Here is a 14,524-nt window from a genome sequence, read left to right on the forward strand (position 1 = left end):
AACCGCGGGTTTTTGGCTTTTCATTGGGCGAAACTGAGGTTAAACGATGACGGCTGTTCCGCTGACGGAAACCATCAGCATCCCTTCGCGAATGACCTCATAATCGATATCGACGCCGATGATGGCGTTGGCCCCGAGAACGTTGGCCTTCTCTTTCATCTCCGCAAACGCGGTATTCCGGGCTTCCTCAAGCTTGTTCTCATAAGCTCCGGAACGTCCGCCAACGATATCGGTAATTGAAGCCATGAAATCGCGTACGACATTGGCGCCCATGATGACTTCGCCGGTGACGATTCCAAGGTATTGTCTTACCGTCGTGCCTTCGATAGTTGAGGTGGTGGTCATTAACATACGATAGTCCTCCTTATGAATTGAAGCGTTACAGGATGTTACGCAGGTTTGCCTTGAGAGTTTCATCTTAAACCATAAGATGTAAAAAGGAGGGACCTATTTTGCAAAAGTTTATCGTAATTGGCTCCGGGATTCTGGGGGCTTCGACGGCTTATCACTTGGCCAAGCTTGGGGCGGAGGTGACGGTCGTCGACCGCGGCGTTCCGGGACAGGCCACCGATGCTGCGGCGGGAATTATCTGTCCGTGGATCTCGCAGCGGCGCAACCAAGCCTGGTACCGGCTGGCTAGAAGCGGGGCACAGTATTACGGCCCGTTAATCGAGGAATTGGAGCAGGAAGGAGAACGCGATACCGGGTATGCCCGCGTAGGGGCGCTCCGCTTGCACCGGGAACGCGAGAAGCTGGTCGCTATAGAGCGGCTTGCCCTTGAGCGAAGACGGGAAGCCCCGGAGATGGGCGATATTCAACTGCTCGAGCCGGACGAGGTCAAGCGCCGGTTTCCTCCGCTGGATGAGGGGTTCTACGCGCTGTATGTAAGCGGTGCAGCTCGCGTCGATGGGCGTGCGCTCCGGGAGTCGCTCCTGAGAGCGGCGGCTCGGCACGGAGCAAGCTTCGTGCATGGCGAGGCTGTGCTCCTGCAGGACGGCGGGGCCGTGACCGGGGTGCGCGTCGGCGGAGAGGAGATCCACGCCGATGCGGTTGCCGTATGCGCCGGAGCCTGGGCTCGTCACCTGCTCACCCCGCTGGGGCTGGATTTTCAGGTCACCTTCCAGAAAGCGCAAATCGTTCATTTAGCCTTGCCGGACGGATCAACCGAACGCTGGCCTGTCGTCATTCCGCCGGGCGATCAATATATTCTGGCGTTTGACGACCGCCGCATCGTCATTGGCGCTACCCACGAAAATAACCCTGCTGGGTATGATCCCCGCATCACAGCCGGCGGTCTTCATGAGGTGATCGACAAAGCGCTGGCGATAGCGCCAGGGTTGGCGGATGGAGAGTTCATGGAAGCGCGGGTTGGTTTTCGCCCGTTCACGCCGGGATTTCTGCCGGTATTCGGGGAAGTTCCCGGGTGGGAGGGGCTTTTTGCAGCGAACGGTCTGGGGGCATCGGGCCTGACGATGGGGCCTTATCTGGGTGCCCAGCTGGCGCAATGGATGTTAGGACGGGAGACGAATGTACTCAGGGAGGATTACAGCATTGAGAACGCTTTAGCCCCTCAATCGAAGTGAAGATGTGAACAGTAATGCACAAATGTTTCCATCCGGAGGACAGATGTCCGTGAGGCGTGGTATACTATCGCTATGCTTCAAGGCAACATTTTAAACAAACGGGGGAGAAACATGAAGGCAATTCTGCTCAAATGGAATCAAATCAGTTTAGTGAAACGAATTCTAATCGGTCTGGCCGTCGGGATCCTCTTAGCGTTAATCGTCCCGAAAGCCAGCGGAATCGCATTGCTTGGTACCCTGTTCGTATCGGCGCTGAAGGCCGTCGCTCCGATCTTGGTTCTGCTGTTGGTGATGGCAGCGATCGCCAATCATCAACAAGGGCGTCAAACCAATATGAAATCGATTCTGATCTTGTACGGAATTAGTACGTTCCTGGCGGGGGCTTGTGCCGTGGCGGTCAGCTTTATATTTCCGGTTCGCTTGTCGTTGGCAGGAACAACGGAAGGCTTGACCCCGCCGGGAGGAATCGTGGAAGTTCTCAAGGGACTGCTCCTAAATGTCGTGGATAATCCGGTCAGTGCATTAATGAATGCCAATTATATCGGGATTTTGGCTTGGGCGATCCTGCTTGGCTTCGCTTTGAAGGGGGCGGGCGATCAGACGAAAGGCCTGCTTACTCAAGCGTCCGACGCCGTCTCGCTGATCGTCAAATGGGTAATTCAACTGGCGCCGTTTGGTATTCTGGGGCTCGTCTTCGAATCCATTACCGTCAGCGGCCTGGCTTCCTTGCTGGATTACGGCAAGCTGCTGCTCGTGCTGGTCGGCTGCATGTTATTTATCGCGTTGGTCGTGAACCCGTTGATCGTCTATGTTCAACTTCGCCGCAATCCCTATCCGCTGGTGTTCGCTTGCTTACGAGAAAGCGGCATTACCGCGTTCTTCACCCGCAGCTCGGCGGCAAACATTCCGGTGAATATGCGTTTGTGCGAAAAATTAGGGCTGAACAAGGATACCTATTCGGTCTCCATCCCGCTGGGCGCGACGATGAATATGGCGGGGGCTGCCGTAACGATTTCGGTCCTTACGCTCGCTGCCGTCCATACGCTGGGCATCCAGGTGGACTTCGGTACGGCGCTGATGCTCAGCGTCTTGTCGGCAATCTCTGCGGCAGGTGCGTCCGGCGTGGCCGGCGGGTCGCTCTTGCTCATTCCGCTGGCGTGCAGCCTGTTCGGGATCTCGAACGATATCGCCATGCAGGTCGTAGGGGTAGGTTTTATTATCGGAGTCGTGCAGGATTCGTGTGAAACGGCGCTGAATTCCTCCTCGGACGTATTGTTTACGGCCACGGCGGATTATGCGAAGAAACGCAGGGAAGAGCGGCTTCCGGTCATGAACACGGCAAGCATGGACTGAATGCGAAGAGCTGGCGATGATTCGCCAGCTTTTTTTTTCATGCGGGAGAGACCTCTCGCTTAGGCAAACAAATCCGGGATCGATACTTGTAAACCCGGGTAAAGCTGAGAGGTCACATGCGTATCCCCGGTGTTCGAGAATACGGTCATATCCGTAATATTACCGTCCTCCAGCGAGTATAGGATCACGAGTGCTTTCATCGGATCCACAATCCAATATTCCTTCACGCCGCATACGCTGTATAAGTCCAGCTTCTTGATCATGTCCTTACTCCGCGTGGAGGGAGACAAGACTTCGACGACCAATTGAGGAGTACCCATGTATTTGCCATTGGCGTCGATCTTCTCCTTATCGCAAATCACGACGAGATCGGGTTGTACGACGCAAGTGTTATGCTCCTCTTTCTCCAGGGTGATGTCGAATGGGGAGGTCAGAGGTAGGCACGGCTTACCCTTAAACCAAGCGTAAAAAGTGCCTAACAGTTCCTGAACGGCAAGCTGGTGCTTGAAGGAAGGAGAAGCGAGATTATACACGACGCCATCGATCAACTCGTAACGTTGCTCCGACGTCTCCGTCAGCTCGAGGAAATCCTGGTAGGATACCCATTCGTCCCCGGCATGGTAGCTCGCCGCCTTTTCCCTTAGCGAGGTTTCAACGGCTTCGGCAAACGCGTTTAATGTGGCCACGTCCTTGCCGTTTCGCATAACGATGATTTCTTCGCCGGCTTCCGCAAACTTTAAATATTTGCCGAAATTATTCTGCATGTCAGTAGAAGATACTCGCATGATCTTCACCTCGAATTAGCTATTTTATGTATATATATTAGCTAAACCTGCCGAGGGAGTCAACAGAGAATTAGCTATTCTGGTGAAGGCGGAAGGCGTAATGTTGGGAAGTTTCGATGAATGATCGCGGAGAAAGAACAGCCAGCCGGGGAGAGATCTCCGGCTGGCTGCTGTGTTGCGGCTAGGACTTGCTCCGCCTTGGAGTTTACGGCTGCCAGTTGACCTGAACGGTACCGACACCGCTGCCTGGCGTTGTAAAGCTGTGGTTCACGCCGCCTTCCCAGATGACAGCCGTCCCGTTCTTCTTGATAAACTTAAATTCCAGGGGCGTTCCGGCCGGCACGCTGATATCGTAATACCAGGTCGGATAGGCGGTGATGATCTGATTGAAGAACGGGCCGATCGCCTTGTTCGGATCCCAGTTGCCGAGCTCAGCCGTATTGCCTGTCAGGTAGACATTCTCGCCGAGTTGCGTGGTGGCGTTGTTCACGATGAAACGAACCGATACCTGATCTCCGGTAAGCAGATTGAAGCCGCTGTAGCTGTTGCTGTCCGCGGAGGACGCGCTCCGGACCTTGATGTTATAGGATCCGGATGCGATCGCCGGAACCTTCACTTGAATCTGGGAATCCTCCCACTGCAAAATCTGGCTGCCTGTGACTGACGTAGTGCCGAAATAGACGGTCCCTTTGGCATTGCCAAAACCTCGGCCATCGATCGTCAGCGTCGTGCCGGCTTTCCCCAGGTCCGTTCCGATATTGCCGATTACCGGGGCCGTCTCGTCAGAGGCAAATTGCCATACGGCGACGGCTCCTGCCGGCAGGTTAAAGGCAGATACGGCGCCTGTGGCACCAACTGTGATACTGCTGCCGTTAAGCAGTCCGCTCAACTCATCCGCGTAAGTCCCTGCCGGGAGGGAGGTTTGCAGGCCGGTGATCGAGGCGGAGGTTGTCGCGCTGCGGTTAATCGCCACTAGCGCCGAGCTGCCGCCGAACTTCCGCTCGTAGATATAGACATCGTTATTGATCCAGCGTTCCTGCGTGCTTCCATAGGCCAGTGCCGGATTGGACTTGCGCAGCGGCGCCAGTTTGCCGATGACTTGATACGCGGCGGTTGTGGTGGAGAAACCGCTCATAAAACCACGGTTGGCCGGATCCCCGTTACCTGCCATATATTGCTCCGTACCGTAATAGATGGCCGGAACGCCGCGTGACGTAAGGATGAAGGCCAACGCCTGTTCCAGACGGCGGTTATTGTTGCCTGACTTAAAGCGGTCCATATCATGGTTGTCGATAAACGTAACTTGGTCATGAATATGCTTGTAATTGGCGGCGGTTGTTGTCAGCATGTTATTCAAGCCGTACATCGTATCCGTATTGTCGCGGAAGACTTGCCGAACCTTTTGCCCGAATTGGAAGTCTAGCAGACTCATCCCGGACTCATTGGCGAAACGGATGTTGTTCGGATCATTCTCGCCGATGCCGAGGAACCATTCCCCGAAGGTAAACACCGGTTTATATCCTGCAATGGAGGCTACCCAGTTCTTCTGCCAGCCCTCCGGCATATGCTTCACCGCATCCACCCGGATGCCGTCGATCCCCATGTCCAGCCAGAGCTTGATCGCGTCTTTAAAGTAGCTATCCGTCACGTTATTGTGGTGATTGATGTCCGCCAGATCATAGAGATTTCGATAGATCCCATCTTCCAGCGAGGAGAAATCGGTTCCTTGATTATGGTGGAAAATTCCGTTGGTGTCCCCTGTGTAACCGGCGATCAGGTTGCCGTTATCGTACAGCTTGCCGTTCTCGGCGAAGGAAGGTTGCGTCTCGGAAGCCGGAGAGGTATGGTTGGGCGCGAAATCAATAATGATCTTGATGTCATGGGCATGAGCCGTATTGATCAGCTCCTGAAAATCGCTCATGTTGCCAAACGCCGGATTCGTCCGTTTGAAATCGCGGGCCCAATAGCCGTGATAGGATGTATTGTTCACGCCGGAGTAGTTGATGACACTATAAATATTCTCTACCGGTTGAGAGATCCACAAGGCGCTGACACCCATTCCGGCAAAATAACCCTCGTTGATCTTGTTGATGATTCCCCGCCAATCTCCGCCGCAGTACAGCTTCAGATTCGTACAGCCTGGAGAATAGGCCGCGCCGGACGGACTGTTGGAAGGATCTCCGTCCGCGAAGCGGTCGGTCACGATTTGATAGATCACATCGGTAGAGAAGTTCTGCTTATTCAGAACCGACGTATCGGGAGCGGCTTTGGCCGTAGGAACGGCGATCGATGGGATGAGCCATGCTGTAAAGAGACAGGTGGAAGCAAGCAGTGTGATCACGGATTTTTTCAAGAACAGTTTCATAAATCAAACCACCTTTCCAGCTTGTTATACTGTTTCTGCACACGGACTTCATTTGAACTCCAAACCAACCGCGAGTTGAACCTTCGGCTCCTCCTTTCCCGCTGCAAAAAAAAAACAAACAACCCCGCAATCTTCACTAGAAGATCACGGGGTTGTTCCTGATAGGAAGAGATCAGGAAAGCAGCGCCCTCAAATTGTGGGATCGACATCCTTCCCGATGCTTATAGACGAAGATGGCAAATTAAGGATGCGCTTTCATTTTATATCACGATCCCAAATCTGTCAAATCCTAGATGGATTCTTTGATACAATCTTTACTCTATTTTTTGTGAATAGGGAACTTTCGCTGCACTTGAAGAGTCTGTTTAGGTGAAGGGGAGGAGAACCACTTGAGGGAAATGCAGTTGCAGCCTCCGGCGGAGCCGAGCATTTCGGATATTCGGGGGCTTATGGAGTCGTACGGGGAAGAGGTTTGGAACTATGCTTACGTGATCACCCGGAATACGCATACGGCGGATGATGTTGCGCAGGATGTATTTATCAAAGCCTACCGGAGTCGGGCTTCCTTTCGAGGGGAGTCTTCCGTCAAAACCTGGCTATTGAGAATCACGCGGAATACCGCCCTTTCTTATCAAAAACGGGCCTTCATGCGCAAAGTGATACTGTTCGGCGACCGTTCGCCGAGCGAAGTGCCGGACGGGGCGGTTTTCTCGCCGCCTTCGCCGTCTGCCGAGTCGGAATTCTTGGATCGGGAAGTTGCGGACGAATTATGGCGGCAGGTGTTGAAGCTGCCAAGCCAATTTCGCGATCCGTTAGTCTTGAGTGTACATTATCAGCTGTCGATGGAGGAAATCGCTGCGGTTACGGGCCTCTCGCCAGGCACGGTAAAATCGAGGATTCACCGAGCCAAAAAGAAGGTGGCCTCCAAATGGAAGGGAGCGGATGAACATGAATGAATGGAGACCGGATTGGAATCGTCGATTGGCCAGACCGCCATTCCAGCAGCAGCGTTTTCGAAGCGATCTGATGGAGCGTGTCGAGAACAAGTTGCGGGTGGCGGAGAAGAAGCGCGATCGGAAAGTATGGATCACCGCGATATTGACGGTCATTCCCATCCTGCTCCTGGCGGTGGGAGGCGGGATCTGGTTTGCACAAGTTGAGCCGCCCTTGCCCGTTCCGGTTCAAGGCGTTCAAGATGCAGGCGGTGAAGGGGGGGAGACGTTTCACTCAACTTTCAAGCGCAGGGCCGGGGGGGATTTCGACTGGTGGAATTCCGCGGAAAACGCAGCGAAACAGGATAGCGACCGCACGATCGTAACGTTAGTTAAAGCGCTGATGCAGCGGAAGCTGGGCGTTTGGGGCGGCCCGACGCCGGACATCTGGAACAATCCCAAGGTCAAGCAGCCGCTGGAGCGCTACGATGTGTCCAGTCCGTGGGTGTATGAAGTGTACGTCGACACGACCATACCCGTTGAGGAAAAAAATAAGGAAAAAACCATTTATCGGCTTCGTTTGCTGCTGCGGGATTCGGTCCCCCTAACGTATCAGGAAATGATTGATGTGCACGTTCGCAGCGATAACCACAAAATCGGGCACATCGAACAAGTGGAAACGGACGAAGTCGGATTGTCGCTTGAAGCCTATACTAGAGCAAATCAGGGAAAAGAGGTTGTTCTGAAGGAGGAGCCGGCACTTGATCTAAAGATCACGGGTACGCTGAGAGCAAATGCAACCATGATCTACCCGATCCGCGTGCGTTATGGCGGTGCGGAAAGAACATTCGACGATTGGGACAATGTGGACAATGAATCGTATTATCCGCAAGTTTCCATGCTGCATACGGGCGTTGGGGAGGAAGAGGTACTGGCCGTCATCTTGACCCGCGGATACGGCACCGGGGTTTATGAGTCGACAGTGAAGCTGCTGAGACAAGATTTAACCGAAGTGTCCGCGGCGGATCCTGTGCGGGTAGTGAGCTCCAAGCTGACCTCAACCGTGACGGCGGAGAAGGGCAAGCGAACCTTCCAATATACGCTGGGCGGCGAAACACGCACGTTCGAATACGACGAGGATGACGCCGGCTTATGGCTGGACCAACCGGGTCTCGGCAGCATCGTTCGCTATTTCTTTGAAGGGGATACCTTGTATGCGTCGGTGCCGGTCCAGATATCGCCGGCCGAATTCCCGGTTACGATCCGTCTGAAATACAAATATGACGGAGCGGGGTTTGTCGTGGAGGATGCAACATTTGAGGATGACCTCCATTAACTTGTGAAAGGACCTTAAATTCCCCGGTGTGGCGGGGATTTGAGGTCCTTCTTCTCGCTTCGGTGCTCGTATCTGCCTCCAGCCAGCCGCTAACGCTTGCCACAGAGCTTAAATGCACCTGAATCATCGATTTGCGATTCTAACGCTTACCAGAGCGCTTATATCGCTTTTTTGCTCCCGAAAACGTGGATTTTTGACGTAATAGAGTGTCTCAGCGTCGTTAGAATTTTTATAGCGTCGAATTTGCTAAAATAGCGTTTCTCATCAGCGTTAGAGCAATTTCCGTGATTTCGGAAGGCGGGCGCCCGCATGATGGCTGTGCTTGCTCGTTTACGTGAAGGAGTTCACGGCGCACTTGATTCGTTTCCATGCAGCTGTGAACGTGATCATTTATCATTTCTTTTTCTATAAACACAAAGTTATTATAGGTAAAGATAAAATAGGCTTGACATTGAAGGAGATAGAATATGGAACATGAAATATTTCTTTCTGTAGACGGGTTAAGCAAATCCTATGGAAGTACACGGGTCGTGGACCAGGTAAGCTTTTCGGTATTTAGAGGAGGGCATTTCGGGCCTGTACTTCTGATTGGCATTCTTTCCAGCTTTTCGATGGTGTCTGTAAGTCTGGTAGTGGCAAGCTTCCTGAATACGGTTTTTGATGTGTTAACTGTGGGCTGTTTTCCATTTTTTATCCTCATGTTCTTTTCCGGCGCGATGTTCCCGTTGCCGAAGTTGAATATGTTCTCGATCCTTGGGCATCCCCTGGGGATAACGGACATTCGGTTTGAGATTTTGATGATTGTTGTGCTCACCCTGATCTATTTTTTAGCGGGATTGCTTTTATATCAGAAGCGCAAGCTGTCCAAAGCATAAATGGCGATTTGCCATCAATGGACTCGATTCGTTTAGCAAATTCAGAACTTGCAATACAAAATATTTCTTTGATAAAGAAACGTGAGGTACAAAATCGTGTCAGACCAAAAAATCATCGTTCAATTTACAGTTTTGACCTTTGGCATAGCCTATCTTGTATCGGGGGCGCTCATCGCTCTCGGGCCATTCGGCTATTCGGTTTACAATTGGGTTCACTCGTTACGGCAATTCGGGATGAATATTCCTTTTGCCATCTACATTTTGTCGCCTGCTATTGCTTCCTATCTCGTATTGAAGAAAAACAACAAGATAGCGGATTGGAAGGAATGGTCGAAAACCGTCTTTTACGCTAAAAACAGCATCTTTCTCTACTTGTTCGTGGTTGCGGGGCTTGCCCTGTATTTTTTGATCCATCTTGCCGTTTCGGGCCATACGGAGTTGATGCTTCCGTTTTATACGCTCTTTCTTTCCTTGCCCGGCAATCTGGTGATCGGCGGGTTGGAGGAAGCGGGCTGGATGTACATATTGCAGCCTAAGCTTGATAAAAAAATTGGGTTTATCGGTTCTTCCCTCCTTGTCGGACTCATTTGGATTTTATGGCATATCCCTCTTTTCTTCATTCCGGGGACGAATCACGGAGAAGGTCTCATAAACTTTTGGATGTTTGCAGTGCAACTCCTAGCGTTTCGGTTTTTTAACGGGGCTATCTACAAAATATCAGGAAAAGGCTGCGTGTTCATGTGCGTATTCTTCCACACCCTGTTTAATGCGGCTTCGCCCCTTTTTGGCACGATGACGATGACTTGGACGGGAACCCTAGTCGCCAATGCTGCCATTGTTCTCGTATCAATCCTGACTGTGAAACTATGGGAGGCTCGTCGCCGTCCGGTTTATTGACTTTGACGTTGAAGATCGAGTTTCATCGTCCATGAAGTACCGGATATGCCCCAATAGACAAATCCCAGTTGCTGATATAACTTCACGGCGGAAGCATTCTGGGGATCGACGCTCAAGGAAAGCGAGCTGTATCCATCGCTCTTTGCCTGCTTGATCATTTCTTGCATTAAGCTGCGTCCGATCCCGGTACCCCGCTCGTGGGGATGTACGGCAATGCCTAGCTCCGGGGTATCGTTATCGATAAACCCGTAACCTTGATTCGATTCGTCGAACAATCTGTACCATACCGCACCAACCGGACGTTCCTCCTTCAGAGCAATGAATGCGCGATCTCCTTTACGCCCCCAACCTTCATGATATTTCCTAAGATGCGGAGCGTTCAAAAGCTCATGTTTTGGTGGTTTCCCTTGCGGGATGTGAATGGACTCGTAGTGCATATCCGTGAAGAACTCGAACTCTTGAGGTTCCAGGGGGCGAATGGTAATCATATTTCATCACTCCAGTATGTAGGGTGTCATTATTTTACCATAGGGGAGGCGGTGTTTGGGGATTCTCTTGAAGTCAGTACTCGACCCGTTAAGCAAGGATTCTTGACTAATCGTTCTCAAATTGTGTATGATGGCTCTGGAAGGTGAATTTCCTGAGTATATTCGAGAATGATCATTCTAAAAATTCATTTGATACTTTGGAGGGGGGAGCAACAATATCTTTAGGAGTAAAATTTTTTTAATCATTAGAGAATGATCGTTCTAAAAAAGAAAGCCGCATCAAATAGATTCCCAATTGCTGAAAAGGAGCTGTTATCTATGGATATTTCAAATCAAATTGCGTTGGTTACTGGCGCTAACCGAGGGCTTGGCCACCATCTCGCCAACGAACTCCTCTCCAGAGGAGCCAAAGTTTATGCCGGAGCGAGAGACCCCAAAACCATTCAATTGCCGGGTGTGATCCCGGTGCAACTGGATATCACCGATCCCCGATCGGTCACCGAGGCGGCACGAGCCGTACCCGATCTGACTTTGCTGGTAAACAATGCAGGATCCCATACGGGGGCTTCATTGCTTGACGGGGAATTCGATCAAATCCGCTTGGATATGGAAACCCACTTCTTTGGTACCTTGTCGATGATTCGCGCAATAACCCCAATTATTGAAAAAAACGGTGGGGGATCCATTCTCAATATCCTCTCCGTTCTATCCTGGTTTAGTGTGGGTGACACGGCCTATCCTGCGGCAAAATCGGCTGAATGGAATATGACGAATACACTTCGCGTGGCACTGGCTCCGAAAAACATCAGGGTTTCCGGGCTGCATGTAGCGTTTATGGACACGGACATGACCGCCAATGTTCAAGCGCCTAAAGCTAGTCCTGCGGATATCGCTCGCATCGCCATCGATGGGATTGCAGCCGATCGTTATGAAATTGTCGCCGATGATTGGAGCCGCAAACTGCAGAAGGACTTCAGCGAAGGCGTTCAAGCCTTGTACCCCCAATTGTTTCAACAAGAAAAATCAGGAGGGAAATGACTATGGCAACGGTGTTGTATGTGACGGCTCATCCTTTCCAAGACGACTCTTACAGCTTGCGGGTGGGTGGACATTTTATTGAAGCCTATCAAGAGGCCAATCCCGGTGACGAAGTGATTCGTCTGGATTTGTACCGCATGGATCTTCCGCAAATCGATGCGGATCTCCTGAGACGCTGGGGGCAGCCGGCAAGCGGTCCTTCTTTTGAGGAGCTTAGCGAAGTGTCGAAGAAAAAAGCGGTACGGATGAGCGAGATCTTGGATCAATTCCTGGCCGCAGATAAGGTCGTTATCGCTAATCCGGTATGGAATTACTCTTTTCCATCTATTTTGAAAATGTACTTTGACGCCGTATTGGTTCCGGGTAAAACGTTCACACGAGCGAATAATGGAATGCGGGGGTTATCCGGCCTGACGGGAACGCAGCAAGGGAAGAAAGTGATGCATATTCAGGCTTCCGGTACGGTGCTTTCCCATGGCAAATTTGAAGATGTCGAGTATAGTCATCGTTATATCAAAGCCGCGATGAATTTCATCGGGATCGATGATGTACAGGCGATCTTTGTGGAGGGCACCAGCGAGCATCCGGACCAGGCGCAGAGCATCCTGGATGAAGCGATCCGGCAGGCTGTTGCGGCAGCCCGAACCTTTTGAAATGATGAGATGAAAACGCATTATTCGGGAGCTTTTGGGAGAAAAGCGGGAAGAATGTGGGATCTGATTTCGCTATAATGAACTCGAGAAGGGAGGAGATTCAATGAAACCCCAAATTGCCTTGCAATTATGGAGTATTCAGGATGCCTGCAAAGACGACTTATATGGGGCGTTAACAGAGGTGAAACGAAGCGGCTATGATGGCGTTGAATTTGCCGGCTATCATGGGAAAAGTGCGGCTGAAGTCAAAAGCGATTTGGATGAATTGGGACTGAAGGTTGCGGCTTCGCATCTTTCTTATGAAACGCTGCAGAAGGATCTTGAGAAGACTTTGGCTTTCGAAAAAGAGATTGGAAATTCGCGGCTTGTCATTCCCTATGCGAGCTTCCCGACCTTTGAAGGCTGGCAATCCTGGATGGCCGAGATGGAGGAGATTGCGAAGAAAGCGGCGGAGGAAGGCTTCGAGTTCTACTATCATAATCACGCCAATGAATTTACGGAGATCCCCGGCCGTGACATCCTGCATGAGATGGTAACCTTGACGAAACGGATCGACCTGGAAGTGGATCTTTACTGGCTGGCCGTTTCCGGCCTGGATGCGCTGCCTTGGCTAGAGGCGCATAAGGATCGAATTGGTCTTCTCCATATGAAAGATATGCAGGAATCTCCTCGGCAAAGCACGGAAATTGGCTCCGGCGTGCTGCCGATGAAAGAGTACGTCCAAATGGCCAAACAATTGGATATCCCTTGGTTGATTGTGGAGCAAGAGGAGTTTCAGACCTATCCGCCACTGGAAGCAACCGCGATCGACTGCCAGCGGCTTCGAGCGATGGTCGACGAGGTGTATGATTGAGATAAGGGAAATTCCTCTAGATGATGAGCCAACTACTCAAGATGATTTAGATGCTATTAACCAAGCCCGTGAAGCCTACCTAAAAGGTGAACTAATCCGTCTTAAGGATGTTGAAGATGAATTACGAAGTTAAATTCCTTAAGGATGCCTATAAGTACCTTCAGAGGCAAAATTCTTCAACGAGAAATCGGATCAAGTGTATTTAAGTATGCTTAGCGAATGAAAAAAGCAACTCCAAGAGAATCGCTTTTTCTGCAATGAAGGGACATTCTTTATCAACCTGTCCTGTACTCGCTGGATTATTTGCGCAATGATGTTTTCACGTTCCGCATAAGACGCACGATCTAGCCGATTTAATCGCGAAGAGCCCGTTCTGTTTCTACAGAGCGGGTTCTTTTACTTTTACAAAACATATAAATCGATTTGACAGTTGGCGAATACTTTTACGCTACGATATCGGCAAAGATGTCTATACCTCTTGAAGAATGGAAGGGAGTCCTGTATGGGCTGGATAAAAAAAATAATCAAACCTTATTTGTTTATGTTGCCATGCTTACTGTTTGTTATTTTGTTCACCTATTATCCGTTCGCCAAAACGGTCTACTTGGGATTTACTTTGGTTGATCTGAATGGAAACCCGGTTGAGTTTGTTGGGTTCGAAAACTTTATTAATCTTTTCAAAGATAAGATGTTGATCAATACCTTGTTAAATACGTTGGAATATACGGCGATAACGATTCCCGCTACATTTTTTATCAGTTTGGCTTTGGCGCTTTTGGCGGAAAAGAAGAGAAAGGGAAATCCCATCTATCAAATTATGTTCGCACTGCCCATGGCGGTATCCATGTCTTCGGCCGTCATGATCTTCCAACTGCTTATGAATCCGACAATCGGTATGTTTAACTATTTGACGGGCTTAGGCATCGACTGGTTTGGCGATGAAAAATATGCGATGGTAGGCATTTCGATCCTTAGCGTGTGGATGGGACTTGGATTCAGCTTTTTGTTTTTGCTTGCGGCGCTCCGCAATGTCCCGTCAGAGTTGCTGGAAGCGGCGGATATGGAAGGCTGCAACTATTTTCAGAAGCTGGTAAGCATAAAGATGCCCTTAATCTCTCCCACGATTTTTTTCTTGATTTGTACGGATTTGATCGGTTCACTGATGGTGTTCGGTCCCGTATGGATTATCACGAAAGGGGGGCCTATGGGATCTACGGAAACGATGATGTACTGGATGTATATCGAGGCGTTTGAGAATGCGAAATACGGATATGGATCCGCCGTAGCGGTCTTAATCTTCGTCATTGTTATGCTGGTTACTTTGCTGAGCTTTGTATATGAGAAAAAAGGGGTTCATTACACATGA

The 14,524-nt window shown here is 50.7% G+C and carries 15 protein-coding genes; 11 read left to right on the forward strand and 4 right to left on the reverse strand.

From position 1 onward, the window contains the following. Positions 1–39 precede the first annotated feature (39 nt). Positions 40–351, reverse strand: a complete 312-nt coding sequence (locus BN3795_RS14950) for a YbjQ family protein (protein WP_068785485.1) — start codon at positions 349–351, stop codon at positions 40–42. 101 nt (positions 352–452) lie between these two features. Here BN3795_RS14950 and BN3795_RS14955 point away from each other — a divergent pair, with 101 nt between their 5' ends. Continuing rightward, on the forward strand, positions 453–1,583 hold the full coding sequence (locus BN3795_RS14955; RefSeq protein ID WP_068785486.1) for an NAD(P)/FAD-dependent oxidoreductase: 1,131 nt from the start codon (positions 453–455) through the stop codon (positions 1,581–1,583). Positions 1,584–1,694: 111 nt separating this feature from the next. Continuing rightward, positions 1,695–2,936 carry a serine/threonine transporter SstT gene (gene sstT, locus BN3795_RS14960; RefSeq protein ID WP_068785536.1) on the forward strand — a complete coding sequence of 414 codons (1,242 nt, stop codon included), beginning with the start codon at positions 1,695–1,697 and terminating at the stop codon, positions 2,934–2,936. 59 nt (positions 2,937–2,995) lie between these two features. On the opposite strand, the gene BN3795_RS14965 is transcribed toward sstT, so the two are convergent. Both BN3795_RS14965 and BN3795_RS14970 read right to left on the reverse strand, forming a co-directional pair. Further along, positions 2,996–3,721 (reverse strand): Uma2 family endonuclease, encoded by a 726-nt coding sequence (locus BN3795_RS14965; protein ID WP_068785487.1) that lies wholly within the window; start codon positions 3,719–3,721, stop codon positions 2,996–2,998. A 205-nt stretch (positions 3,722–3,926) separates the two neighbouring features. Continuing rightward, complete coding sequence (locus BN3795_RS14970; RefSeq protein ID WP_068785488.1) at positions 3,927–6,086, reverse strand: alpha-amylase family glycosyl hydrolase; 2,160 nt, start codon at positions 6,084–6,086, stop codon at positions 3,927–3,929. Positions 6,087–6,484: 398 nt separating this feature from the next. Here BN3795_RS14970 and BN3795_RS14980 point away from each other — a divergent pair, with 398 nt between their 5' ends. The 4 genes from BN3795_RS14980 to BN3795_RS14995 all read left to right on the forward strand — a co-directional run bounded on the left by BN3795_RS14980 (position 6,485) and on the right by BN3795_RS14995 (position 10,126). Next, a complete protein-coding gene (locus BN3795_RS14980) occupies positions 6,485–7,042 on the forward strand; it encodes an RNA polymerase sigma factor (protein WP_332835608.1) in 558 nt (185 codons plus the stop codon). Further along, positions 7,035–8,354: a hypothetical protein gene (locus BN3795_RS14985; RefSeq protein WP_068785537.1), complete on the forward strand. Its 1,320-nt coding sequence runs from the start codon at positions 7,035–7,037 to the stop codon at positions 8,352–8,354. The genes BN3795_RS14980 and BN3795_RS14985 overlap by 8 nt, the downstream gene beginning before the upstream one ends. A 467-nt stretch (positions 8,355–8,821) precedes the next feature. Continuing rightward, positions 8,822–9,229 carry a P-loop NTPase family protein gene (locus BN3795_RS25590; RefSeq protein ID WP_068785491.1) on the forward strand — a complete coding sequence of 136 codons (408 nt, stop codon included), beginning with the start codon at positions 8,822–8,824 and terminating at the stop codon, positions 9,227–9,229. A 96-nt stretch (positions 9,230–9,325) separates the two neighbouring features. Then, complete coding sequence (locus tag BN3795_RS14995) at positions 9,326–10,126, forward strand: CPBP family intramembrane glutamic endopeptidase (protein ID WP_068785492.1); 801 nt, start codon at positions 9,326–9,328, stop codon at positions 10,124–10,126. Here the strand turns inward: BN3795_RS14995 and BN3795_RS15000 are convergent. Further along, a complete protein-coding gene (locus tag BN3795_RS15000) occupies positions 10,120–10,614 on the reverse strand; it encodes a GNAT family N-acetyltransferase (RefSeq protein WP_068785493.1) in 495 nt (164 codons plus the stop codon). The genes BN3795_RS14995 and BN3795_RS15000 overlap by 7 nt on opposite strands. Positions 10,615–10,932: 318 nt before the next feature. On the opposite strand from BN3795_RS15000, the gene BN3795_RS15005 reads away from it, so the two are divergent. From BN3795_RS15005 to BN3795_RS15020, 5 genes are all read left to right on the forward strand, one after another. After that, a complete protein-coding gene (locus BN3795_RS15005) occupies positions 10,933–11,652 on the forward strand; it encodes an SDR family oxidoreductase (protein ID WP_068785538.1) in 720 nt (239 codons plus the stop codon). Between the two features lie 2 nt (positions 11,653–11,654). Next, positions 11,655–12,305 (forward strand): FMN-dependent NADH-azoreductase, encoded by a 651-nt coding sequence (locus tag BN3795_RS15010; RefSeq protein ID WP_068785494.1) that lies wholly within the window; start codon positions 11,655–11,657, stop codon positions 12,303–12,305. Positions 12,306–12,408: 103 nt separating this feature from the next. Beyond that, on the forward strand, positions 12,409–13,158 hold the full coding sequence (locus BN3795_RS15015; protein WP_068785495.1) for a sugar phosphate isomerase/epimerase family protein: 750 nt from the start codon (positions 12,409–12,411) through the stop codon (positions 13,156–13,158). After that, positions 13,151–13,291, forward strand: a complete 141-nt coding sequence (locus tag BN3795_RS25595) for a hypothetical protein (protein WP_198524726.1) — start codon at positions 13,151–13,153, stop codon at positions 13,289–13,291. The genes BN3795_RS15015 and BN3795_RS25595 overlap by 8 nt, the downstream gene beginning before the upstream one ends. Positions 13,292–13,660: 369 nt before the next feature. Next, positions 13,661–14,524, forward strand: coding sequence for a carbohydrate ABC transporter permease (locus BN3795_RS15020; protein ID WP_110945195.1), 864 nt, complete (start codon positions 13,661–13,663; stop codon positions 14,522–14,524).

The sequence above is a fragment of the Paenibacillus phocaeensis genome, assembly GCF_900021165.1.
Classification (GTDB): Bacteria; Bacillota; Bacilli; order Paenibacillales; family Paenibacillaceae; genus Fontibacillus; species Fontibacillus phocaensis.

Excerpts from the sequence above, each read along its gene's own strand:
- BN3795_RS14965 (WP_068785487.1), bottom strand. The coding sequence starts at position 3,721 with ATGCGAGTATCTTCTACTGACATGCAGAATAATTTCGGCAAATATTTA.
- BN3795_RS15020 (WP_110945195.1), top strand. The coding sequence starts at position 13,661 with ATGGGCTGGATAAAAAAAATAATCAAACCTTATTTGTTTATGTTGCCA.
- BN3795_RS15015 (WP_068785495.1), top strand. The coding sequence starts at position 12,409 with ATGAAACCCCAAATTGCCTTGCAATTATGGAGTATTCAGGATGCCTGC.
- BN3795_RS25595 (WP_198524726.1), top strand. The coding sequence starts at position 13,151 with ATGATTGAGATAAGGGAAATTCCTCTAGATGATGAGCCAACTACTCAA.
- BN3795_RS15010 (WP_068785494.1), top strand. The coding sequence starts at position 11,655 with ATGGCAACGGTGTTGTATGTGACGGCTCATCCTTTCCAAGACGACTCT.
- sstT (WP_068785536.1), top strand. The coding sequence starts at position 1,695 with ATGAAGGCAATTCTGCTCAAATGGAATCAAATCAGTTTAGTGAAACGA.
- BN3795_RS15005 (WP_068785538.1), top strand. The coding sequence starts at position 10,933 with ATGGATATTTCAAATCAAATTGCGTTGGTTACTGGCGCTAACCGAGGG.
- BN3795_RS14950 (WP_068785485.1), bottom strand. The coding sequence starts at position 351 with ATGTTAATGACCACCACCTCAACTATCGAAGGCACGACGGTAAGACAA.
- BN3795_RS15000 (WP_068785493.1), bottom strand. The coding sequence starts at position 10,614 with ATGATTACCATTCGCCCCCTGGAACCTCAAGAGTTCGAGTTCTTCACG.
- BN3795_RS14970 (WP_068785488.1), bottom strand. The coding sequence starts at position 6,086 with ATGAAACTGTTCTTGAAAAAATCCGTGATCACACTGCTTGCTTCCACC.
- BN3795_RS25590 (WP_068785491.1), top strand. The coding sequence starts at position 8,822 with ATGGAACATGAAATATTTCTTTCTGTAGACGGGTTAAGCAAATCCTAT.
- BN3795_RS14985 (WP_068785537.1), top strand. The coding sequence starts at position 7,035 with ATGAATGAATGGAGACCGGATTGGAATCGTCGATTGGCCAGACCGCCA.
- BN3795_RS14980 (WP_332835608.1), top strand. The coding sequence starts at position 6,485 with ATGCAGTTGCAGCCTCCGGCGGAGCCGAGCATTTCGGATATTCGGGGG.